At 59.6% G+C, this 22027-nt stretch carries 22 protein-coding genes and 1 pseudogene; 9 read left to right on the top strand and 14 right to left on the bottom strand.

What is annotated here, in order from left to right; translation table 11 throughout:
* A pseudogene (locus ABJP42_RS08620) lies at positions 1–248 on the bottom strand (sn-glycerol-3-phosphate ABC transporter substrate-binding protein UgpB); the annotation flags it as partial.
* Between the two features lie 135 nt (positions 249–383).
* On the opposite strand from ABJP42_RS08620, the gene ABJP42_RS08625 reads away from it, so the two are divergent.
* Positions 384–1292, top strand: coding sequence for a LysR substrate-binding domain-containing protein (locus tag ABJP42_RS08625; protein WP_348339938.1), 909 nt, complete (start codon positions 384–386; stop codon positions 1290–1292).
* Between the two features lie 26 nt (positions 1293–1318).
* Here ABJP42_RS08625 and ABJP42_RS08630 read toward each other — a convergent pair whose 3' ends face one another.
* The 13 genes from ABJP42_RS08630 to urtA form a co-directional block, all read right to left on the bottom strand.
* Complete coding sequence (locus tag ABJP42_RS08630; protein WP_348339918.1) at positions 1319–1735, bottom strand: hypothetical protein; 417 nt, start codon at positions 1733–1735, stop codon at positions 1319–1321.
* Between the two features lie 174 nt (positions 1736–1909).
* The gene (locus ABJP42_RS08635) at positions 1910–3268 is read right to left on the bottom strand and encodes a serine hydrolase domain-containing protein (RefSeq protein WP_348339919.1); all 1359 of its coding nucleotides are present in this window, start codon (positions 3266–3268) and stop codon (positions 1910–1912) included.
* A gap of 80 nt (positions 3269–3348) precedes the next feature.
* Positions 3349–4284, bottom strand: a complete 936-nt coding sequence (locus ABJP42_RS08640) for a LysR family transcriptional regulator (RefSeq protein WP_348339920.1) — start codon at positions 4282–4284, stop codon at positions 3349–3351.
* 30 nt (positions 4285–4314) lie between these two features.
* Entirely contained in the window at positions 4315–5337 is a 1023-nt protein-coding gene (locus ABJP42_RS08645; protein WP_348339921.1) for an ABC transporter ATP-binding protein, read from the bottom strand.
* Entirely contained in the window at positions 5337–6326 is a 990-nt protein-coding gene (locus ABJP42_RS08650) for an ABC transporter ATP-binding protein (RefSeq protein WP_348339922.1), read from the bottom strand. The genes ABJP42_RS08645 and ABJP42_RS08650 overlap by 1 nt, the downstream gene beginning before the upstream one ends.
* Before the next feature lie 5 nt (positions 6327–6331).
* Positions 6332–7276, bottom strand: a complete 945-nt coding sequence (locus ABJP42_RS08655; RefSeq protein ID WP_348339923.1) for an ABC transporter permease — start codon at positions 7274–7276, stop codon at positions 6332–6334.
* On the bottom strand, positions 7273–8253 hold the full coding sequence (locus tag ABJP42_RS08660) for an ABC transporter permease (protein WP_348339924.1): 981 nt from the start codon (positions 8251–8253) through the stop codon (positions 7273–7275). The genes ABJP42_RS08655 and ABJP42_RS08660 overlap by 4 nt, the downstream gene beginning before the upstream one ends.
* Before the next feature lie 170 nt (positions 8254–8423).
* The gene (locus ABJP42_RS08665) at positions 8424–9980 is read right to left on the bottom strand and encodes an ABC transporter substrate-binding protein (RefSeq protein ID WP_348339925.1); all 1557 of its coding nucleotides are present in this window, start codon (positions 9978–9980) and stop codon (positions 8424–8426) included.
* Between the two features lie 253 nt (positions 9981–10233).
* Entirely contained in the window at positions 10234–10929 is a 696-nt protein-coding gene (gene urtE / locus ABJP42_RS08670) for an urea ABC transporter ATP-binding subunit UrtE (protein ID WP_348339926.1), read from the bottom strand.
* A 3-nt stretch (positions 10930–10932) separates the two neighbouring features.
* Positions 10933–11673, bottom strand: coding sequence for an urea ABC transporter ATP-binding protein UrtD (gene urtD, locus ABJP42_RS08675; RefSeq protein ID WP_348339927.1), 741 nt, complete (start codon positions 11671–11673; stop codon positions 10933–10935).
* The gene (gene urtC / locus ABJP42_RS08680; protein ID WP_348339928.1) at positions 11670–12902 is read right to left on the bottom strand and encodes an urea ABC transporter permease subunit UrtC; all 1233 of its coding nucleotides are present in this window, start codon (positions 12900–12902) and stop codon (positions 11670–11672) included. The genes urtD and urtC overlap by 4 nt, the downstream gene beginning before the upstream one ends.
* A 3-nt stretch (positions 12903–12905) precedes the next feature.
* Entirely contained in the window at positions 12906–14891 is a 1986-nt protein-coding gene (gene urtB / locus ABJP42_RS08685) for an urea ABC transporter permease subunit UrtB (RefSeq protein ID WP_348339929.1), read from the bottom strand.
* Between the two features lie 54 nt (positions 14892–14945).
* Positions 14946–16226, bottom strand: coding sequence for an urea ABC transporter substrate-binding protein (urtA, locus tag ABJP42_RS08690; RefSeq protein ID WP_348339930.1), 1281 nt, complete (start codon positions 16224–16226; stop codon positions 14946–14948).
* Between the two features lie 376 nt (positions 16227–16602).
* Here urtA and ABJP42_RS08695 point away from each other — a divergent pair, with 376 nt between their 5' ends.
* The 8 genes from ABJP42_RS08695 to ureG are packed head-to-tail and all read left to right on the top strand — an operon-like array spanning position 16603 to position 21784.
* On the top strand, positions 16603–17478 hold the full coding sequence (locus tag ABJP42_RS08695) for an urease accessory protein UreD (RefSeq protein ID WP_348339931.1): 876 nt from the start codon (positions 16603–16605) through the stop codon (positions 17476–17478).
* A 1-nt stretch (position 17479) separates the two neighbouring features.
* Positions 17480–17782, top strand: a complete 303-nt coding sequence (locus ABJP42_RS08700) for an urease subunit gamma (RefSeq protein WP_278921113.1) — start codon at positions 17480–17482, stop codon at positions 17780–17782.
* Between the two features lie 28 nt (positions 17783–17810).
* The gene (locus tag ABJP42_RS08705) at positions 17811–17987 is read left to right on the top strand and encodes a hypothetical protein (RefSeq protein ID WP_348339932.1); all 177 of its coding nucleotides are present in this window, start codon (positions 17811–17813) and stop codon (positions 17985–17987) included.
* Positions 17984–18289: an urease subunit beta gene (locus tag ABJP42_RS08710; RefSeq protein ID WP_348339933.1), complete on the top strand. Its 306-nt coding sequence runs from the start codon at positions 17984–17986 to the stop codon at positions 18287–18289. The genes ABJP42_RS08705 and ABJP42_RS08710 overlap by 4 nt, the downstream gene beginning before the upstream one ends.
* A 35-nt stretch (positions 18290–18324) precedes the next feature.
* Entirely contained in the window at positions 18325–20079 is a 1755-nt protein-coding gene (ureC, locus tag ABJP42_RS08715) for an urease subunit alpha (RefSeq protein WP_348339934.1), read from the top strand.
* Positions 20080–20089: 10 nt separating this feature from the next.
* Positions 20090–20527: an urease accessory protein UreE gene (locus tag ABJP42_RS08720; protein ID WP_348339935.1), complete on the top strand. Its 438-nt coding sequence runs from the start codon at positions 20090–20092 to the stop codon at positions 20525–20527.
* Positions 20511–21164 carry an urease accessory protein UreF gene (locus ABJP42_RS08725; RefSeq protein WP_348339936.1) on the top strand — a complete coding sequence of 218 codons (654 nt, stop codon included), beginning with the start codon at positions 20511–20513 and terminating at the stop codon, positions 21162–21164. Before ABJP42_RS08720 ends, ABJP42_RS08725 begins: the two co-directional genes overlap by 17 nt.
* A complete protein-coding gene (gene ureG / locus ABJP42_RS08730) occupies positions 21161–21784 on the top strand; it encodes an urease accessory protein UreG (protein WP_348339937.1) in 624 nt (207 codons plus the stop codon). Before ABJP42_RS08725 ends, ureG begins: the two co-directional genes overlap by 4 nt.
* The last annotated feature ends 243 nt before the right edge of the window (positions 21785–22027 follow it).

Below are 22027 nucleotides of genomic sequence, written 5' to 3' on the forward strand. Positions count from 1 at the left end.
ATCTGCGGGTGCTCCTTGGCACGGAAGGCCGCAATCGCCGCTGTCATGGTTTCGGTATAGTTACCCTTGTAGACAGGAACGACCTTGTAGTCGCTCTGCGTGGCGTTGAAATCTTCGGCGATTTTGTTGACGCGTTCGCCATTGGCGCCGCCCATGGCATGCCACCACTGAACCTCGGTTTCAGCAAAGGCAACACCCGCAGTAGAGGCCAGGACGGCCGAGGTGCAAAGAAGTGATTTGATAGACATAAGAGTTCTCCCCGTTCATCTGATGCCTAAAGAGTGAGCAGAACAGAGCATAATGCAAGTGAAAGTTTTTTGACATCAAGCATAATACAATGTTATGAGTTGTCTAAAATCGTCCAGAAAATTGAGGCTAAGTCATTGAAATTCAAACTGAGACAGCTAGAGGCCTTTCAGGCCGTGGCGCAGACCGGCTCGGTGACTCGCGCTGCAAAAGCTTTGGGCATTTCGCAGCCCGCCACCAGCCGATTGTTGTCAGACTTTTCCAATTCGGTTGCAATCGAGCTGTTTCAGCGCAAGGACGGTATGCTGATTCCCACCAGCGAGGCGCGCTATCTCTTGTCCGAAGTCGGCCGGGTCTTTGACAGCCTGCGCCATCTCGAAGAACTCAACCGGGACTTGACCGATCGTACCGCCGGGCATCTGCGTATTGCCTGTCTGCCCGGCTTTGCCAGCTCCCATTTGCCAAAACTGCTGGCCAAGTTTCTGCAGCAGCGTCCGGGAGTGAATCTCACGCTTGAGCCGGACCGCCCGGAGCGGATCCTGGAGTGGATCATAGGCGAGCAATATGACTGTGGCATAACAGATGGGTTCTCTGGCCATCCGGCGGTTGAACATATCGACATTGCGGTCAAAACCGTCTGTATCTTTCCGCGTGGCCATCGGCTGGGCAAGCTGGAGCGCATCTCACCGCTGGATCTGGTGGACGAAAAGATCATCCACACCCGCAAGAGCAGCCCCTTCTTCAACAGCCTGTCGCAGTCCTTTTCGGATCACGGCGTCTTGTTGAACTCCTGGGTCGAGGTGCGTCAATTTTCAACCGCCTGCCTGATGGTGGCCGAGGGCCAGGGCGTTTCGGTGGTCAGCGCCCTGGATGCGGATCAGTTCAAATCAAAAAACGTTGCGATGCGCCCCTTTGAGCCCGAGATCTACCATTGGCTTTCGATCCTGCGCCCGGCCTCTGGCAGCCGTTCACTGCTGTCGCTGGATTTTGTCGATACTTTTCTGGAAAGCCTGAAACCCTATACCGTGGATCTGCCGCCGCAGTAGCTCTCAGGGGTAAGGCTCTGCCTGGGTCACCCTCCCAGCAGCTCCGCAAGGTTGGCTTCCGCGCGGCCCATGGCCTGCAGCGCTTCGCCTTCGCTACGGTAGATCGAGAGGTGCAAATTGGGAATATGCTCTTCCACCAGGGTCTGGTACATCCGCGCCAGGCCATAGCCAAGATCCGTCGCCGCGATAATGTAATGCGCCGTCGGCTCCTGTTTCCCACCGTAGTACTCCGCCATGCGGGCGCGATGGCTCAGCACCTGGGGAAAATCCATATCGGTTTCCTGCAGTTCCGAGACCACAGTCAGCTCTACCATCCCGGGCTGGTAGTCAGCATCCTCCAGCGTGGCACGCTGTGCTGCCATCATCTGCGCCGCATCCACAACACCGCTGTACTGTGTCACCACAAGGTTCAGATCTTTGAGAACAGTTACGGAAAATGCCATGGCCAGATGTCAAATACCGACTTGTTAAAAGGTACAAACCCAGTTTAGCGCCCCGGAAACTGGCCGGTCAACTTGCCACGCCCCATTGCAAACAACAGTCGTTTTTTTGGTACACTAGGCGCGACTACCCTACCCGGGCGCTTCGTTTGTACAGTCTGATTGCGCCCAGGCGCACTATTCCCCGGCAAGGCGTTTTGCTGCCGCCCGTATATAGGCCGGTGCCTTGATCTCTCCGTATGGGGCAATATAGGGCGTCGCCGAGAAATAGACCCCGACAAAATCCCGTTCGGGGTCGATATAGATCCCCTGCCCGGTGTTGCCATGTTTATACAAGGCTCCGTCTTCAAAAATGAAATCAAACTGGTAAGCGCCTTTGACAGGTTTCTCTGCAAACAGTGACAGCGCCTGCCCCTCTTTGGCGCCGCCCTGAAACGCCGCCGGATCTCCGCCGGCCCGAATACGGTCAAGCGCCGCCTGAGACACCACCGGCGTTTCGGAAACAGCCCGCCAGCTCGGAGTCCACAACACGCCAAACTTGGCCATGTCTTCCAAGCTGGAGGAGACAATACCCATGTTCAGCCCCTGGCCATCTGGCGCCAGATGCACCAACAGCGGCATACGGGCTTGTAAATGCCCCCAGATTTCCTGACCAATGACATCGGACACCCGCAGATCGGTCACCCCTTCCAGCACCATGCCAAGCACATGGGTGTTGAGCGATGAATAGCGAAACCGCTCGCCGGGCCCTTCGCCTTCTAGCGGCGTGACCGCGCGCAGCACTTCAAGCCAATCGCCCACATCCAGGTTGGGATCGGTGGAGCCAAAGGTCGCCAGAACAAAGCGCACAAACATGCTCTGCGGGTTCAGGATCGACTCATTGGTTTCCTCGATGTCAAGGCCCGTGGTGTGGTTGATCAGATCGATAACCCGAACCCCATCCCAGGCCGTACCCTTCAAAGCATCGGCATAGGCCGTCACAGGTTGCCCCGGATCAACCCGCCCGTCTTCGATGAAGCTGGAAGCGAGCAGGCCTGTCAGCGTTTTGGAGGCCGAGGCCCAGAGATGCACATCCGAGGAGGACATGCCGGGATAGGCCTCGTAGACCACCTTGCCTTTATGCACCATCATCAGGCCCTGATGACGAAAAATCGGATGAGTGATGTAGTCTTTCAACGCCAGTGGTCCGGCGCTTTCGGTGGTGATAGTGATCTCTTCAATCGCCGGATCCAACGCGTATTCAAAGGGCGTATAAACCGGGTTTGGCGCCACAAGATCTGTGCGCATCACTGAGGCAAAATTCTGGAGATAGTATAGGGTATGATCTCCTCCCATCTGGGCATGAAAACTGTTGAAAGCCTGCTGTGCGGCCGAAATAAAATCTTTGGAAAACGGAGCTTTGGCGGTTTCCACTGGGAGGGTGACACGGGCACCCGGTGTTTTCAGAGCCTCTTTCACGGCGGCGTTCTGCGCCGTTGCGGGCGCAGTAAAAGCCAGAGCCGTTGCAAAAACGGCCCCCAGTGTAGAACGGGTCATAAAGGGAAAACCATGCATAAAAAGAACCTCATATCAGGCCGGGAGCTATTGGTAAAACATGGCTCAGCGCCAGAGTGAGGTCAACTGTTGTACTGCTCAGCGCCCTGTTGCGCCAGCGCCTGCATGTCTTGCCACAATCGGTCCAGCGTCGGTTTGCTATTGTCCCGGTCACGATAGAGGCGGATTTCCAGGGCATGGCGCTGCTCTACGCCGCCAACGATCTGCATGCGGCCCTCGTCCAGCTCTGTCTTGCACAGCTCCTGCGGCAACCACCCCAGACCAAACCCCTCCATCACCATGGCCTTCACAGAACTGGCCAAGGCGCTTTGATTGACCACCAGCATCTTTGGCCCCTCCGCGTTTTGCCGCAGGGCGTGTTCCACCACCGAGCGCAGCGCCGAAACCGTGCCATAGGACAGCAGAGAGACCGGTTTCTTTGGCCTGCCTTCAAAGCTGTGCAACGGCCCATCAGGGCCAGATTTGGAGACCGGCACGAACTGATCCTTGGTCAGGGTGATATGGTCGCAATTGCCCAGCGCCAGCGGCGCCAGCGCATCCATGGACGGGTGCCAATAGGTCAGGATCACGTCGCAATAGCGCTGCTGCAGGGCCGAGACAAATTGATCCGCTGCCCAGCTGGTTGAATTGAGGTCAATCTCCAGCCCGCCCATCTCTACCATCGGGGCGATATGGGTCTTGTAATGGGTCATATAGAGCGATTGCGAGGTGGCAAAGCGGATGACATTTTCGCCCGCCGCATCAATGATCTGGCAGCGCTCCAGCGTCTCATCATAGGTGCGCAGCATTACCCGGGACTGCGCCAGAAACACCTCCCCTGCCGGGGTCAGCGACAGCGGCAGGGTCTGGCGATTGATCAGCTTGACGCCGAACTCCTCTTCCAGCGCACGGATACGCCGAGAAAAAGCCGGTTGGCTGACATTGCGGTCTTCGGCCGCGCGCGAGAAATTCTTCTGCGCTACCAAAGCCTCAAAATCTCTGAGCCAGGCTATGTCCACTGTGTCATTCCGTTCCGCAGCACCGGGGCTTTACCCGTCCAACCGCCCCTCTTCGACGCCATGACAGGCCACCAGGGCCCCATCCGGCTGCAGCTGGGGGCGAGGTTGCTCGTTCTGACACCGGCTATTGGCATGGGCACAGCGACTTTCAAAGGGACATCCCTGCGGCAGGTTGATTGGTGTCGGGATTTCGCCACGCAATCGGATGTGGTTGGGATGATCATCTTTTAACTGCGGAACCGCAGAAAGCAAAGCGCGGGTATAGGGGTGTTTGGGGTTTTCAAACAGGGTTGCCGTATCCGAGAGCTCGCAAACCGAACCGAGATAGAGCACCGCAACCTTGGTGCCAAAGTGCTGTACCACGCTCAGGTCATGGGTGATGAACAGATAGGTGAGACCGCGCTCATCTTTGGCCTCCAGCATCAGGTTCAGCACCTGCGCCTGAATGGAAACATCCAGCGCCGAGATAGGCTCGTCCGCGATGATGAACTCCGGATCAACGGTCAGGGCGCGGGCAATGGCGATCCGTTGCCGTTGACCGCCAGAGAATTCATGCGGGTAGCGACCGGCCCAGCTAGGATCGACGCCCACGGCCCGCATCACATCCGCCACCTTGTCGCGCACCTCGCCTTTGGACAGGGCGGGGTTGTGATAGCGCACCGGCTCTTCCAGCGCCTGCTGGATGGTCATGCGCGGGTTCAGTGATGCATAGGGATTCTGAAAGATCATCTGCATCTTCTTGCGCAGCGGCATCAGGGCACGGCGCGAGCGGTCATCAATGCGCTCGCCGGCATAATGGATCTCTCCGGCACTGGGCGTCAGCAGGCCGGCAATCAGCCGCGCCACTGTGGATTTCCCACAGCCGCTTTCGCCAACCACACAGAGCGCCTCTCCGGAGGCGACCTCCAGCGAGATATTGTTGACGGCATGCACTTCGCGCTTTTCCTGCACCAGCTTGCCACGCTTGAACTTCAGGGTTTCCAGGAACCCACGGTCCAGCTCAAAGCGTTTTTCCAGATTGCGAATTTCCAACAGGGGCTGAGGCGTGCTCATCAGTTCATCTCCTCAGCTTTGTCGCTGTGCAATCGGTTGACCTCGTGGCAGGCCACCTGAACATGGGTATATTGCACCGGTTTTGGTTCCTCGGAGAGGCAATGGTCCTGCACATATTCGCAGCGTGGGCTAAAGGGGCAGCCCTTGGGGATCGCCGTCAGCGAGGGCATATTGCCGGGGATCTGTTTGAGCCGCTGGCCCGGCTTTGTCTGCTGCGGCAACGCGTTGATCAGCCCCTGGGTATAGGGATGCTGCGGGTCATTGATGATCTCGCGTGTACGGCCGGATTCGATGATGCGGCCCGCATACATCACCAGAGTGCGTTCGGTCATCTGGCTGACCACGCCGAGGTCATGGGTGATCAGGATCAGGCCAACTTTGTTGGATTCACACAGCTCCAGCAACAGCTCCATGATATCGGCCTGAATGGTCACATCCAGCGCCGTTGTCGGCTCATCTGCGATGATCAGCTGCGGGTCCAGCAGCAGGGCAATGGCAATAATGATCCGCTGGCGCATACCGCCTGAGAGCTCGTGCGGGTATTGGTCCAGACGTTCCTCGGGGGAGGGAATATAGACCTCGCGCAGTTTGACGATGGCGATCTGCTCGGCCTCGGCCTTGCTGAGCTTGCGGTGGGCCATCAGGGTTTCCACCATCTGCTGGCCGATGGTCAGCACCGGGTTCAGCGTCACCATGGGATCCTGAAAGATCATCGCCATCTCATTGCCGCGGATGCTGCGCATCCTGGACTCCGGCATCTCGGCGATGTCATCACCCAGAAACATGATCTTGCCACTGTCGATATAGCCAGGGCGGCTCAGCAGGTTCATCAGGGCAAAGCCGGTGATTGATTTACCGGCGCCGGATTCCCCGACGATACCCAGGCGCTCGCCTTTGGCCAGGTCAAAGCTGATCTGGTTGAGGGCGGTTACGGTATTGTCGCGCATGGCGAATTTTACGCTCAGATCGCGTACGGAAAGCAAGGACATCGCGCTTATCCCTTATAGAGTTTGGGGTTCAGGGCATCGCGCAGCCAGTCACCCAAGAGATTGATCACCAGCACCAGCACCACCAGCACCACGCCGGGAATGGCGGTGATCCACCAGCTGCCCGAGAAGATGTAGTCAAAGCCGGAAGAGATCAGCGAGCCGAGCGAGGGCTGGCTGGGCGGCATACCCAGACCGAGGAAAGACAGCGAGGCCTCCGAGATGATGGCATTGGCCACCTGCACGGTGGAGATCACAAAGATCGGCGACAGCGAGTTGGGCAGGATATGGCGCACCATGATGCGAATGGGGCCAAAGCCCAGCACCCGGGCGCTGTCGACATATTCCTTCTTCTTTTCCGCCAGCACGGTGGCCCGCACGGTCCGGGCATATTGCGGCCATTCGGCGACGCCAATCACCGCAATCAGAAAATAGATCGCATATTGGTTGAAGGTCTCAGAGCCAAACATCGCCTGGGTCACCGCCAGGAAGATGATCGCCACCATCAGGGTTGAGAAGGACAGTTGAATATCAGCTAGTCGCATCAACAGGCTGTCGATCCGCCCGCCGACATAGCCGGCGATCAAACCAATCGAAATCCCCAGAAAGGCTTGAAGACCCACAGCACAGATGCCGATCAGCAGCGACAGGCGGGTGCCATAGAGGATGGTGGACCACAGATCGCGGCCCTGATCATCGGTGCCGAGCATGAATTGCGGATCGGAACTCTCCACCCAGACGGGCGGGTATTCGCTGTTCATGATATCGATCTGCGCCGGATCATAGGGATCAAACGGCGCGATCAGCGGCGCAAAAAAGGACATCACCGCGATCAGCAGGAAGATGGCAAAAGAGACCATGGCAACCGGGTTGCGGCGGAAACTGTAGCCGATGTTGGAATTCCAGATCTGCGCCCAGCGCGACGGTTCGGAGTTGGTGCTCAGGCTGCTCATGCGCCCATCCTCGCAAGATTGACGGTGGGATTGACCAGCCCGTAGATCAGGTCAACGATTGTATTGGTGACAACAAAGATAAAGCCAACCACGATGAGATAGGCCACGATCAGCGGGGTATCGACGCGGTTCACCGCCTCCAGGAACATGAAGCCCATGCCCGGCCACTGGAACACGGTTTCGGTCAGGATGGTGTAGGCCACCATAGTGCCGATCTGCACACCACCGACGGTGATCACCGGCAACAGCGTGTTTTTCAGGGCATGGACAAAATAGATCCGGCCCGGGTGAATGCCCTTGGCCTTGGCATATTTGACATATTCGCTCTGCAGCACCTCCATCATCTCAGCCCGGATCAGGCGGACAAACAGCGGCAGCATGATCGAGGCCAGCGCGACCGAGGGCAGCAGGATATGCTGCCAGCCGTCCAGCGTGGCAAAATTGGTGTCCCAAAAGCCAAAGACATGCACGACGTCGCCACGGCCATAAGAGGGGAACCAGCCCAGTTCCACCGCAAAGACAAAGATCATCAGGATCGCCGTCAGAAACACCGGGATCGAAATACCAATGATCGAAATGCCCATGATCAGGCGGCTCAGGACCGTATTGGGGTAGATTGCCGTATAGACGCCCAGCGGGATCGACAACCCGATGATAATGACCGAAGCGCCCAAAACCAGCTCCAGCGTGGCGGGCAGTTTTTTGAGGATCACATCCAGCGCCGGCTCTTTGAAGAAATAGCTGGTGCCCAGATCACCCTGCAGCGCATTGCCGGCGAAACGCAGATACTGGGTGAGGAAACTGTCATTCAGCCCCAGTTCATCGCGCAGTTCCTGTCGGACCTCTTCGCTCACGGATTGGCCGACCAGCTCTCTGAGCGGATCACCAAGATTATCCTGAATGGCAAAGCCGATCAGCGAGATGACAAACATCACCGCGATGGCCTGGAACACGCGTTTCACAAGGTAAGCAAACATGCTTTTACACCTTCCTGGGGCAGTTGGTAGTGGAGCCTGGGACGAGTGGCATAGAGCATAAGGTCTCTGCCGCCTGAAGGATCAGGAGGTAGGCCCCATACAAATTGTCTTGATAATGAAACCGGGGCGGATCGCAATGACCCGCCCCGGCCCTGAAGTTGGCTGTTGCCTTAGTCGACGACGAGGTCACCAAAGTAAGGGAAGTTCAGCGCGTTCACGATGGCTTCGGCATGGACGCCTTTGCGGGCACCCCAGGCGAGGTTCTGCCAGTGCAGCGGAATGAAAGCCGCCTCGTTGTAGAGGATGGTTTCCAGCTGCTGCAGCATTTCTGCACGCTTTTCAGTATCGGTTTCTGCATTGGCCTTGGCCATCAGCATATCCGCGTCTGCGTTACAGAAGTTGTTGGCGTTGTACTGACCATTGCCTGTGCCTTCGTCAAAGCAGTGGCTCAGGAACTGGTGGAAGTTCGCCGAGTCTTCGGTATCCGCGTGCCAGCCGATCATCATCATGTCAGCTGCGCGCTCGTCAAAGGCAGGCCAGTACTGGGCCTTTGGCATGGTCTGCAGGTCAACCTTGATGTTGATCTTCGCCAGCATCGACGCAACCGCTTGGGCGATTTTGTCATCGTTCACATAGCGGTTGTTGGGCGCCATCATGGTGATCTCAAAGCCATCGGCATAGCCTGCTTCGGCCATCAGTTCCTTGGCTTTTGCCAGATCAAAACGCGGGGCCAGATCGGGGTTGTGGCCGAGGTAGCCTGCAGGGCTGTACTGGGCGCCAACGGTGCCAAAGCCGCGCATGATGCGATCTACGATACCGGCATTGTTGACGGCATAGTCGATGGCCTGACGCACGCGCGCATCCTTGAAGGCCTCTACACGGTTCTGGTTCATCTGGAATGTGATGATACGGGTGCCAGGCATGGTGATCAGGTTGGTGCCTTCGTTGTCTTCGACACGGGTCAGATCGGTTGGTGGCACAGGCGCGATGAAATCAACGTCACCAGAGAGCAACGCTGCCACACGGGTGGGGCTTTCCTTGATCGGGGTCAGGATGATCTGATCCACGTTGCCCGCAGTTTCGGTATCCCAGTAGCCGTCAAAACGGTCAAAGACCATCTTTACGCCCTGCTCACGCGAGGTGACGGTAAAGGGACCAGTGCCGGAAACATTACGCGAGGCAAAGCTGTCGCCGTGCTTGACCAGCTCGGCGCGGTCCTTGCCGTCATCGGTGGTGCCGGAATAGAACTTGCTGTCCATCGGGAAGATATAGGTCACCGTGTGCAGCACCAGCGGATAGGGCTCCGAGGTGATCAGGTCAAAGGTGTGATCGTCGATCACTTTGACATCGGTGAACTGGCTAAAGATGCCCTTGAAATCGGGGCTTTCTTTCAGGCGGTCAAAGGTCCAGTCAACATCCGCTGCGGTCAGCATATTGCCAGAGTGGAACTTTACGCCGCTGCGCAGGTGAAAGCGGGTGGTCAGCGCGTCGATCTGCTCCCAGCTTTCCGCCAGGCGGGGTTCAAACTGCAGGTCCTGAGTCCAGCGCACCAGCGGGTCAAAAGACATATGCGAGAACTGCAGCGTCCCACCAGACAGTTGCTCATGCGGATCCAGAGACACCGGATCGGCGTCATAGGCGACTTTGACTGTGACTTCGGCCTGCGCCACGGCGCCAAAGGCGAGCGACATCACACCAGCCGCAGCAATGCGGATAAATTTGTTCATTCTTCCCTCCATGTCGGTGGCCTTGGTTGGCCTCCTGAAACAGTGGGGGATACCTAAGGCATCGCGCCGACCGGCGGCCAATGCCAATTTCAAATCACCCATGCAAATCGGGAATAGAGCGCATACCGCGCAGAGAATAACGCAAAACAGCGCCCAGCTATTTTCCCTGCAAGACACTGTTTTAATTATCTTAATAGGGGCGCATTGATGTCGCGCAGATCAGTAGGCCAATTTCGAAATTGCAAATATCTGACTACACGGAAACCTTTGGCAGCACCTCTTCGCGGCTGGTGCTGGCCTTGTCTCCGTCAAAAATCACCTCTCCGCGACGCAGCACCACGATGTGATCGGCCAGGTCATAGGCAAAGTCAAAATACTGTTCGACCAGCACGATTGCCATCTCACCACGCCCTCGCAACAGGCGGATCACCTCACCGATCTGCTGGATCACATTGGGCTGAATACCCTCGGTCGGCTCGTCCAGCAGCAGCAGTTTTGGCCGGGTGATCAGCGCCCGGGCGATGGCCAGCTGTTGCTGTTGCCCGCCCGACAGATCACCACCACGCCGATCAATAAAATCCTTCAGGATCGGGAAGAGATCAAAGATCTCATCCGGAATGCGGTGGTCGGATTTGGGCAGGCAGGAGAACCCGGTCTCCATGTTTTCGCGCACGGTGAGCTGCGGGAATATCTCCCGCCCCTGCGGCACCACGGCGACGCCTTTTTTGGCCAATCTATGCGCGGGCATCGCCGGTAGTTCTTCGCCGTCCAGAACCATGCGCCCGCCTGATCGCTGATGCTGGCCGCAGATCGCCCGGATCAGGCTGGTCTTACCCACCCCATTGGTGCCCATGACACAGGTCACCGCGCCCGCCTTGGCCTCCAGCGAAACCCCATGCAGGATCTGCGAATGGCCATAGTGCAGGGTGAAATCTTCGAGTGTCAGCATCTTCTAGCGTCCCAGGTAAACGTCAATGACCTGGCTGTTCGCGGTCACGTGATCCAAAGAGCCTTCAGCCAGAACGGCTCCCTCGTGCAACACGGTGACGCGGCAATCGAGCCTGCGCACAAACTCCATGTCATGTTCCACCACCACAACCGCGCGGGTCTTGGCGGCTTCGACCAGAATGGCAGTGGTATGTTCGCGTTCCGCCGGGGTCATCCCCGCCGCCGGTTCATCCACCAAAAGCAGCCGGGGTTCCTGGGCCAGCAACATGCCGATTTCCAGCCATTGCTTTTGCCCATGGCTCAACTCGCCGGATTTGCGCGCCAAGGAATCGATCAGGCCAATCTCGCTGGCCAGTTCCTCGACCCGCTCCAGGTCCGCCTGGTTGGCGCGGTAGAACATCACCGCAAAGGGGCTGCGATTGGCGCGCAGGGCCATCAACAGGTTTTCCAGCACGGTCTGATCTTCGAACACCGTTGGCTTCTGGAACTTGCGCCCGACCCCCTCGCGGGCGATGCGCGCCTCGCTCATCCCCAAAAGCGAGACATTGCGCTCGCCCCAGGTGACCCGGCCCTCATCCGGCTTGGTCTTGCCGGTGACGATGTCCATAAATGTGGTCTTGCCCGCGCCATTGGGGCCGATGATGGCCCGCATTTCCGCTGGGCCAATGGCAAAGCTGAGATTGTTGATCGCCTTGAACCCGTCAAAGCTGACCGAAACACCCGAGACTTCCAGCAGCATACTCATTTGCTGGCCTCCTTCTCGCGCAGGGCCCCTGCCCCCGGCCCCAGATCGGCACCATGTCGGTCGGGCTGTCTGCGGTCGCTCCACAGATCCACCAGCCCGCCAATGCCACGCGGCGCAAAGAGCGTCACCAACACAAAGCTGAGCCCCAGCACGATGAGCCACCAGTCGACCCATTTGAAGGTATAGAAACCAAGGTTCAGATCTGGCGCCTGCCCGCCGGTAAACCAGGAGGACACCAGGCTGACAAAGACCGCACCGATCACTGCGCCGTACAGCCGCCCACGCCCGCCGATGGCGACCCAGACAGCCAGATAGATCGAGGCCACCGGCGCGATCTCGGCTGGGTTGATGATGCCAGCCTGCGGATAATAAAGCGCCCCAGCGATACCTGCGATAATGGCGGTGACGGTAAAGATGAACAGCTTGTAGCCCTCGACCGAATAGCCAAGGAAACGCACGCGGGCCTCATTGTCACGAATGCCGCGCAGCACCGAGCCAAACTTGCCCGAGACAATCCAGGCGGCAAAGAGATAACCCAGCGCAAGCGCCAGGGCCGAAGCCCAGAAGAACCAGATCGACAGGGTCGCCTGTGGTACGTGGTCCATGCCCGGCAGGTTTTGCAGGCCCGACAGACCATTGTTGCCGCGCAACCCGCTGTCGTTCTGAAACAGATAGAGCGCCAAACCCAGGGTCATCGCCTGGGTCAGGATCGACAAGTAAACGCCCGTGACCCGCGAGCGGAAGGCGAGCCAGCCAAAGACCAGCGCCAAAAGCCCTGGCACCGCCACCACCAGCGCGAGTTGCAACACCAGACTGTCAGCGAAACTCCAGATCATCGGGAATTCGCTGGAGCCCACGACGCCAAAGATCTGATTGCCAATGGCATCAGTAATCTCGCTCTCGGTGGCCGGGATCGGCGCCTCGGCCAGGGATGAGACCACGATGGCCTGGGTGCGGGCATACATCAGCCACATGCCGATCATATAGCCGCCCAGACCAAAGAAGGCGAAATGGCCCAGCGACAGGATGCCCGTGTAGCCCCAGACCAGATCCATCGCCACCGCCACCAGCGCCAGGCAAAGCGTCTTGCCCAGGGTTTTGATAAAGCTGGTGGAGATCACCCCGGCGCCGGCTCCTTCGGCCAGCAGGGTGACGGCCAGGGTAAACAGCGCCAGAACAACCAGAAACACCAGGGTTGAGGGATTTGTTTTCAGGAAGGTGTTGGACATCGCTTAATCTCCTGCCGCCCGGCCTTTGAGGGCGATGATCCCTCGTGGGCGAAATTGAATGAAGACGATGATGAAGATGATCATATAGGTCTGGGCTGCCAGCGTGTTCGACGGGTTCAGCCATTCGACGCCTTTCTGGAAGAAGCCGATCATGGTGGCTCCCGCCAGGGTGCCCCAGATATTGCCAACCCCGCCAACCACCACGGTCATGAAGCTTTGCACGATGTAATCCGAGCCCAGTTCCGATGTGACCTTGGCAAAGAGCCCGATGGCAACGCCTGCGATGCCGGCAATGCCGGACCCCAGCCCAAAGGTCAGCATATTGACCCGCTCCGGGTTGATCCCCATGGATCCGGCCATGGCTCGGTTCTGGGTCACTGCGCGGGTCTCCAGCCCCAACCGGGTGCGGCGCATGATAAAGAGGAAGACCCCAAGGAAGATCAGCGCCAGGGCAAAGATGGCGATGCGGATATAGCTGATGGAAACCACATCATTGATCACCCAGGCGCCATCCAGCCAGCCCGGTGCGGTCAGGGGACGCGCCTGAGTGCCAAAGATGTTTTTGGCCAGCTGTTGCAGCGCAATGGAGATGCCAAAGGTGGCCAGCAGGGTTTCCAGCGGCCGATTGTAGAGCCAACGAATAACCAGCCGCTCCATCGCCACCCCGGCGGCAAAGGTCACCGCAAAGGCCAGCGGCACCGCCACCAGGATCGACACGGTGTGGTTGGGGATTACCTGCTGCACCACGTAACCGGTATAGGCGCCCATCATAATGAATTCACCATGGGCCATATTGATCACCCCCATGACGCCAAAGGTGATGGCCAGACCAATGGCGGCCAGGAAATAGATCGAGGCCAGGGACAGCGCATCGAGAGTCAGATCCAGGCTCTGCCCCATGGCGACGCGGGCAGAAATCGCCTCAAGCGCCGCTTCTGCGGCTTCTGTAATCGCTGCCGAGGGCTCTTGGTAGACCTCAGCAAAGCTGTGCTTGGCCAGATGAGCGGTGATCTGCGTCTCCCCCACCAGGGCCGGGGCCAGATCGGCTTCGACCAGAGCGGTATAGGCGCGGGTGCGGGCTGCATCTGTGTTCAGCTGCGCAATCGGCACCCCGCCGACCTTGCCGCCTTCGATATGTGCGGCCAGTGTGGCCCGGATATCATCGCGCGTGACCAGAGCGGGCGCCAGTTTGGCAGCAACAAGCAGATCATAGGCGGCTTCACGCGACAGTGCGGCCTCGCCGGGCGTGATTTCCGTGGCGATGTTCAGCACGGCCGGAACTGCGCCTTCAAAGGCCTGCAATTGGGTGACCACCAGCGGATTGAGCGTGGCACGCACGTCTAGCCCCAGATCATCAGACATGGTTTTGATCGTCGCAATGCGGCGGGCCTCGTCCGGATCATGAGCAATGGTCAGCAGCTGTTCGATGCGGCTCTTGCGGGCCTTCAGAACCGGGTCCGTCTCGCTTCGGATGGAGGCGCGCAGGGGCGCCAGCAGCGCGGCAGCGGGGGCGCGCTCGATGGCGGTCAGGGCCTCCGCCCGGCGGATCGGATCGGGATCGGTCAGTTGGAACTGAACCAGGGCCGTGGCGATCATCGCGCGGATGCCGCTGTTGGGCTTGATCTGCTTCAGATCGGATTTGGCAAATTCGCCGACCGGCGCATCATTGTGAAAATCAAACAGCTGGTAGCGCTTGGCCTCCAGCTTTTCACCGCGGAAAAACACCCCGTCAGATTTGCGCATCCACAGCGCCTTGGCCTGCCAGGCCTCCAACACCGCCTGCGCCTGTGGCAGGCCGCTATCGGCCAGCGCCGCAATGGCCGGGGCAATGGTCTTGCGTGAACTTTTCAGGATCAATGCGCTCTGCTCTTGCAGCAGGGCCTGAATGGCTGAGGGTTCAGAGGGAGAGGGCTGCGATGTAGCCTCTTGGGCCAGGGCTGCAAAGCTGGATAGAAGGACCAGAAGGCCCGCCAGAAAGGAAGTTCTCATGATGCTGGTGCCTTCAATGTCCTGCAGGAGAGACCCCCTGCAGGACTGTTACGATCAGTAGTTCGAGTTCAGCTGAACGCAGGCTTTGGTTTCGGTGTTGTACATACCGCAACCGATGTCTTTCCAGTCAGACATCAAGACAGCGCTGGCTGGCAGGAAGTCGGTCCAGGCATCGCCGGGAACCTCGGAGGTCTGGCTGATGATGTCGAACTGGCCATCTTCCTGGATTTCACCAATCAGCACTGGCTTGGCCAGGTGGTGGTTTGGCAACATCACAGCAGTACCGCCGGTCAGGTTGGGGAATTCCTGGCCATACATCGCAGTACGGACCGCATCCACATCGGCTGTTTTGGCTGTTTCAACCGCGTTCACCCACATGTTGAAGCCGATGTAATGGGCCTCCATCGGGTCATTGGTCACGCGCTCATCCCCCATCTGGGCTTTCCAGGCGTCGATAAAGGCGGTGTTGGCGTCGCTCTCAGCCGACTGGAAGTAGTTCCAGGCCGCCAGGTGACCGACCAGGTTGGAGGTATCCAGACCGGACAGTTCTTCCTCGCCCACCGAGAAAGCAACCACGGGGATGTCATCGGCAGAAATGCCTGCTGCGGCCAGTTCCTTGTAGAAACCGATATTGGCGTCGCCATTGATAGTCGAGATCACGCCGACCTTTTTACCGTCAGCCGCCAGAGCCACGACATCGGCCACGATCTTGGACCAGTCAGAGTGACCAAAGGGGGTGTAGTTCACAAAGATGTCTTCGCTGGCGATGCCCTTGGACTGCAGATAGCTTTCCAGGATGTTGTTGGTGGTGCGGGGGTAGACATAGTCGGTGCCCAGCAGCGCAAATTTCTCAACGCCCAGCTCTTCGAGGAAGTAGTCAGTTGCCGGGATCGCCTGCTGGTTGGGGGCCGCACCGGTGTAGAATACGTTTTTGGAGCTTTCTTCGCCCTCATACTGCACCGGGTAGAACAGCAGCCCGTTCAGCTCTTCGATGACCGGCAGCACCGATTTGCGGCTGACGCTGGTCCAGTTGCCAAAGATCACGTCAACATCGTGCACGGTCAGCAATTCGCGGGCTTTTTCCGCAAACAAAGGCCAGTCAGAGGCCGGGTCGACAACAACCGCTTCCAGCTCACAGCCCATGACGCCACCGGCGGCATTCTGCTGGTCGATCAGCATCAGCATGGTGTCTTTCAGCGTGGTTTCAGAAATCGCCATGGTTCCGGACAGCGAATGCAGAACGCCAACTTTGATAGCGCAGTCATCGGCATGGGCCGCAGTGCTGAGCGCGGCAACGGCGGCCGTGGCGGCCAGAGTGGTCTTAAGATTAATCATGTTTATCTCCCGGCGGAGGGGGTCGGGGGTGCTTGCGTCGATGCGCTTCTTTCCGTACCCAGTCCCCGCAACCTTTGTTGCACCCGTGTGGCGGCCGGTCAGAGCTGCACTTCGTCTGGTCGTCACACACCCTTCAGAAAACATCCGCTCCGTCAGGCCCCTACAGTGCTTCTGCATTGCCGGGAGTGAAGCAACGAAAGCCGGTGCGTTTTCCGCCCACATACTCAACAATGCCCAAAACTTGCGCAGCGGCGGGCTTGGCGCGCTAAAAAATGAGCAGTTCATTTTTCCCAGCGCGGAATGTGCAGGTTTTTGTGGAGCTCCCAGGCCGTTGTGCCGAAAAAAGTGGCAACAGATATGCGGCACCGCCGCTGTCGTGACTTTGCCACCCGAGGAGACCAGCATCACCCTGACGACCGACATATCCCAGCAAACCGCCCAGGAGGTTCAGCCCGCGCAGCCCCGTGCCCGCGGCAGGATCAAGCTCTCTGTCAAACAGACGACACGCGGCAGCGCCCTGCGCGGCCTGCGCCAGTCCGGGTCTTTCAGGTGCCTGTTTCCACGCCCTAAAATCACAGGGCTGGAGGCCGTATTGGTTAACACGGCAGGCGGTATTACCGGAGGCGATGACATGCGTATTGCAGCCGAGGTCGGTGCTGGCGCCAGCCTGACCCTGACCACTCAGACTTCTGAACGCGCCTATCGCGCCCAGCCGGGGGAAACCGGCCAGTTGCAGACCAAGCTGACTGTTGCGGAAGGCGGCCATGTAAACTGGCTGCCGCAGGAAACCATCCTGTTCCAGGGCTGTGCCCTGTCGCGGCGTCTTGATCTCGATTTGGCACCAGATGCCACAGCGCTGCTGGTGGAACCGCTGGTCTTTGGCCGCCTGGCCATGGGCGAGACGGTCACCCAGGGCCTGTTTCACGACCGCATCCTGTTGCGCCGCAATGGCCAAGAGCTCTACCGCGATGCCCTGCGGTTTGAGGGTGATATGCAGGCGCAGCTGGATCGCCCCCATGTGGCTGCCGGGGCGCGGGCGCTGGTCTCGCTGATCTATGTGGCACCGGATGCCGCAGGCCAGCTCTCCCCGCTGCGCGCCATGCTACCCGACCAGGCTGGCGCCTCACTGATTGGCGCGGATCTTCTGGTGCTGCGTATCCTCGCCGCCGATGCCCACGATCTGCGCCAGAGCCTGCTGCCGGTGTTGAACCACCTGACCCATAACACTCTTCCCCGATGCTGGATGATCTGACATGAACCTGACTCCCCGTGAAAAAGACAAATTGCTCATTGCCATGGCCGCCGAAGTGGCCCGCCGCCGGCTAGCTCGGGGCGTCAAGCTCAACCACCCCGAGGCCATTGCCCTGATCACCGATGCCGTGGTCGAAGGTGCCCGCGACGGGCGCTCGGTTGCGGATATGATGGAGGCCGGGGCCGAAGTGATAAGCCGCGATCAATGCATGGAGGGCATCGCAGAGATGATCCATGACGTGCAGGTCGAAGCCACCTTTCCCGACGGCACCAAACTGGTGACCGTCCATAACCCCATTCGCTAAACACCAATCGCTCAAAAGGAATGCTCTGATGAAGACTCTGACCCTCCCCCTTGCCGCCTCGCTGTTTGCCGCCCTGTCTGCAGCCCCTGCCCTGGCCCATGGCGCCGCCGATATCCACACCCATCCCGAAGAGATGATGGGCCTGGCCGCGCTGGTCGCCCTAGTGGTTATCGGCGGCTACCTCGCCTGGAAGGCGCGCGCATGATCCCCGGAGAGCTTCTGCCTGCTGCGGGCACCCTGACCCTGAACGCCGGGGCCAAGCCCCTGACGCTGATGGTGGCCAATAGTGGCGACCGCCCGGTTCAGGTTGGCTCGCACTACCACTTTGCCGAATCCAACCCAGGCCTGGAGTTCGACCGCGCGGCCGCCCATGGCCACCGTCTGGACATCGCTGCCGGGACGGCTGTGCGGTTTGAACCCGGCCAGCGCCGCGAAGTGCAGCTGGTGCCGATCTCTGGTGATCGCCGCGTCTTTGGCTTCAACCAAAAAGTCATGGGCGCGCTCTGAGCCCAGCGCCGCCATTTGCTACGAGGACCACTCCCATGCCCACACAGATTTCCCGCGCCGATTATGCCGCCATGTTTGGCCCCACCACCGGGGACAGGCTGCGCCTTGCCGATACCGACCTGATCATCGAGGTCGAACGCGACCTGACAGCGGAACGCGCCGCCGCCGGGAGTACGCAGCCCGGCAATGCGCCGCTCTACGGCGAAGAGGTGAAATTTGGCGGCGGTAAGGTGATCCGCGACGGCATGGGCCAATCGCAGGTGACCCGCGCTGCCGGCGCGGTGGACACGGTGATCACCAATGCGCTGATCATTGATCATTCCGGCATCTACAAGGCCGATGTCGGCCTCAAGGACGGGCGCATCGCCAAGGTCGGCAAGGCCGGCAATCCTGACACTCAACCCGGTGTCGATGTGATTGTTGGCCCCGGCACCGAGGTCATCGCCGGCGAGGGGCGCATCCTGACGGCGGGGGGCTTTGACAGCCATATCCATTTCATCTGCCCGCAGCAGATCGAAGACGCGCTGCATTCCGGCCTCACCACCATGCTGGGCGGTGGCACCGGGCCAGCCCATGGCACCCTCGCCACCACCTGCACCCCCGGCCCCTGGCACATTGGCCGCATGTTGCAATCCGCAGATGCCTTTCCGATGAATCTGGCCTTTGCCGGCAAGGGCAACGCCGCCCTGCCCGCCGCGCTGGAGGAACAGGTGCTCGGCGGCGCCTGCGCGTTGAAACTGCACGAAGACTGGGGCTCCACCCCGGCGGCCATCGATTGCTGCCTCTCGGTGGCCGATGCGATGGATGTGCAGGTGATGATCCACACAGATACGCTCAATGAAAGCGGTTTTGTCGAACATACTGTCGGCGCCATCAAGGGCCGCACCATTCATGCCTTCCACACCGAAGGCGCCGGCGGTGGCCATGCGCCGGATATCATCAAGATCTGCGGCGAAGACCATGTGCTGCCCTCCTCCACCAATCCAACCCGCCCCTTCACCGTGAACACGCTGGAAGAACATCTGGACATGCTGATGGTCTGCCATCACCTGGACAAATCCATCCCCGAGGACGTGGCCTTTGCCGAAAGCCGCATCCGCCGCGAGACCATCGCCGCCGAAGATATCCTGCACGACATGGGCGCCTTTTCCATCATCGCCTCTGACAGCCAGGCCATGGGCCGGGTCGGCGAAGTGCTGATCCGCACCTGGCAAACCGCCGACAAAATGAAGAAACAACGCGGCCGCCTGGCCGAAGAAACCGGCGACAACGACAATTACCGGGTACGGCGCTATATTGCCAAATACACCATCAACCCGGCCATCGCCCATGGGCTCTCCCATGAGATCGGCAGCCTGGCCGAGGGCAAACGCGCCGACCTGGTGCTTTGGGACCCGGCCTTCTTTGGCGTCAAGCCAGAGATGGTGCTGCTGGGCGGCTCCATCGTGATGGCACAGATGGGCGATCCCAATGCCTCGATCCCGACGCCGCAGCCGGTTTACTCGCGCCCGATGTTTGGCGCCTATGGCCGCGCGGTGGAAAACAGCGCTGTGACCTTTGTCTCAGAGGCGGCTCAGGCCGCGGGAATTGGCCAGAGCCTGGGGCTGGCAAAGCAGACACTGGCAGTGAAAAACACCCGCGACATCGGCAAACGCGATCTTCTGCTGAACGACGCCACCCCGGTGATGGAGGTGAACCCCGAAACCTATGAGGTGCGCGCCGATGGCGAGCTCTTGACCTGCCAACCCGCCGAGGTCCTGCCCATGGCGCAACGCTATTTCATGTTCTGAGGAGGCCATAATGGACCTGCCAACCGCCCGCGAAGTGATCCACAGCCACCATGGCGAAGATCACGTCTCTCTCACCTATGAGGCGCGTTTTTTGCGCCGCAAAGTCCTGACCACGGCCAAGGGCGTCGAGTTCCTGGTGGATCTGGCGCAGACAAGCTCTGTTGGCCGCGGCGATGCTTTCAAACTCAGCGATGGCCGTCTGATCGAGGTGGTGCCCGCCAGCGAGGCTCTGCTGGAGGTGACCGGGGATCTGCCCCGGCTGGCCTGGCATATCGGCAATCGCCACACCCCCTGTCAGGTCGAAGACAGCCGCTTGCTGATCCAGGTGGATCATGTGCTGCGCGACATGCTGGAAAAGCTTGGCGCTGATCTGCGCGAAGTCACCGCGCCCTTTACCCCGGAAGGCGGGGCCTATGGCCACGGACGCACCCATGGCCACAGCCACTAATGCGCAAATACTAACGCTGAGCCAATGGCTCTCCCCTGCCTATCCGGTGGGTGCCTTTGCCTATAGTCACGGGCTGGAGGCGGCAGCGGATCACGGCTGGGTCACGGATGGCACAAGTCTGGAGGCCTGGCTGACAGAGCTGCTGAAAAAAGGCAGCGGATGGTGCGACAGCCTGTTTCTGGCAGCCGCCTGGCGGGCCAGGGATGGTGAGGCTTTGGCGGCAATAGATGCCAGCGCCCGTGCCTTTGCCGCCTCAAAAGAGCGGCTGTTTGAAACTTGCCAGCAGGGCGCGAGCTTTGGCAGGGTCACCCAGACCCTCTGGGGCGGTGCGCTGTCAGGGCTGACCTATCCGGTGGCGCTTGGTGCTGCCTCTGCGGCCAATGCCCTGCCGCTGGAGCTGACCCAGGGGATGTATTTGCAAGGCTTTTTGTCGAACCTGATCGCGGCGGGCCAGCGGCTGCTGCCGGTTGGCCAGACCGAGGGGCAGCAGATCCTCCAACGCCTCAGCGCCCGCCTGCCCGAGGTCGCCGCGCAAACATCGGATGGCGATCTGGACCAGCTCTCGGCCACGGCCTTTTTGGCGGATATCGCAGCAATGAAACATGAAACCCAACGTTCAAGGATCTTTCGCACATGAGTAGCCCCAATGGCCCCCTTCGTATTGGCATCGGCGGACCGGTTGGTGCCGGCAAGACCACGCTGACAGCGGCCCTGGCCGAGACCCTGCGCGGCAAACACTCGGTTGGTGTCATCACCAATGACATCTACACCCAGGAAGACGCCGAGGCGCTGGTGCGGATGCAGATCCTGCCCTCGGACCGGATCATCGGGGTTGAGACCGGCGGCTGTCCGCATACCGCCATCCGCGAAGATGCCTCGATCAATCTGGCGGCGGTGGCCGAATTGGTCGAACGCCACCCCGAGGTGGAGGTGGTGCTGATCGAGAGCGGCGGTGACAATCTGTCGGCCACCTTCAGCCCGGAACTGGCGGATCTGACAATCTATGTGATCGACGTGGCGGCGGGCGAAGAGATCCCCCGCAAGGGCGGCCCGGCAGTTACACGGTCGGATATTCTGGTGATCAACAAGACGGATCTTGCGCCCTATGTTGGCGCCGACCTCGAGGTCATGGCGCGGGATGCCACCCGGATGCGACCAGACCTGCCGAGCTATTTCACCAATCTCAAAGCCCGCGAAGGGGTCGACCAGGTCTGGGCGCAAATTCGCAAGATCGGCGGACTGGCCTCCGACGGCTAGGTTCTGGCACTTGATCTCTGGCACCTCGGCGGGGCCATCCAGGCAAGGGCAATGGGTTTCGTTCTCTTGCCTGGCCCCGCCTCTTCGCTCTTCATGTCCGGACCGGCTTTGTTGCACAAATAGCCTGAGGGGATTCATCTTGTGAATCCAGGATGATAACTAGAGGCTATGAGCAGTTGGGGCCCTACGAAATACAAGACCAAGAACTGGTCGGCTTACAATGAAGCGTTGAAGCGTTGCGGA

Source organism: Pseudophaeobacter sp. (assembly GCF_039971195.1).
In the GTDB taxonomy this organism is placed as follows: domain Bacteria; phylum Pseudomonadota; class Alphaproteobacteria; order Rhodobacterales; family Rhodobacteraceae; genus Pseudophaeobacter.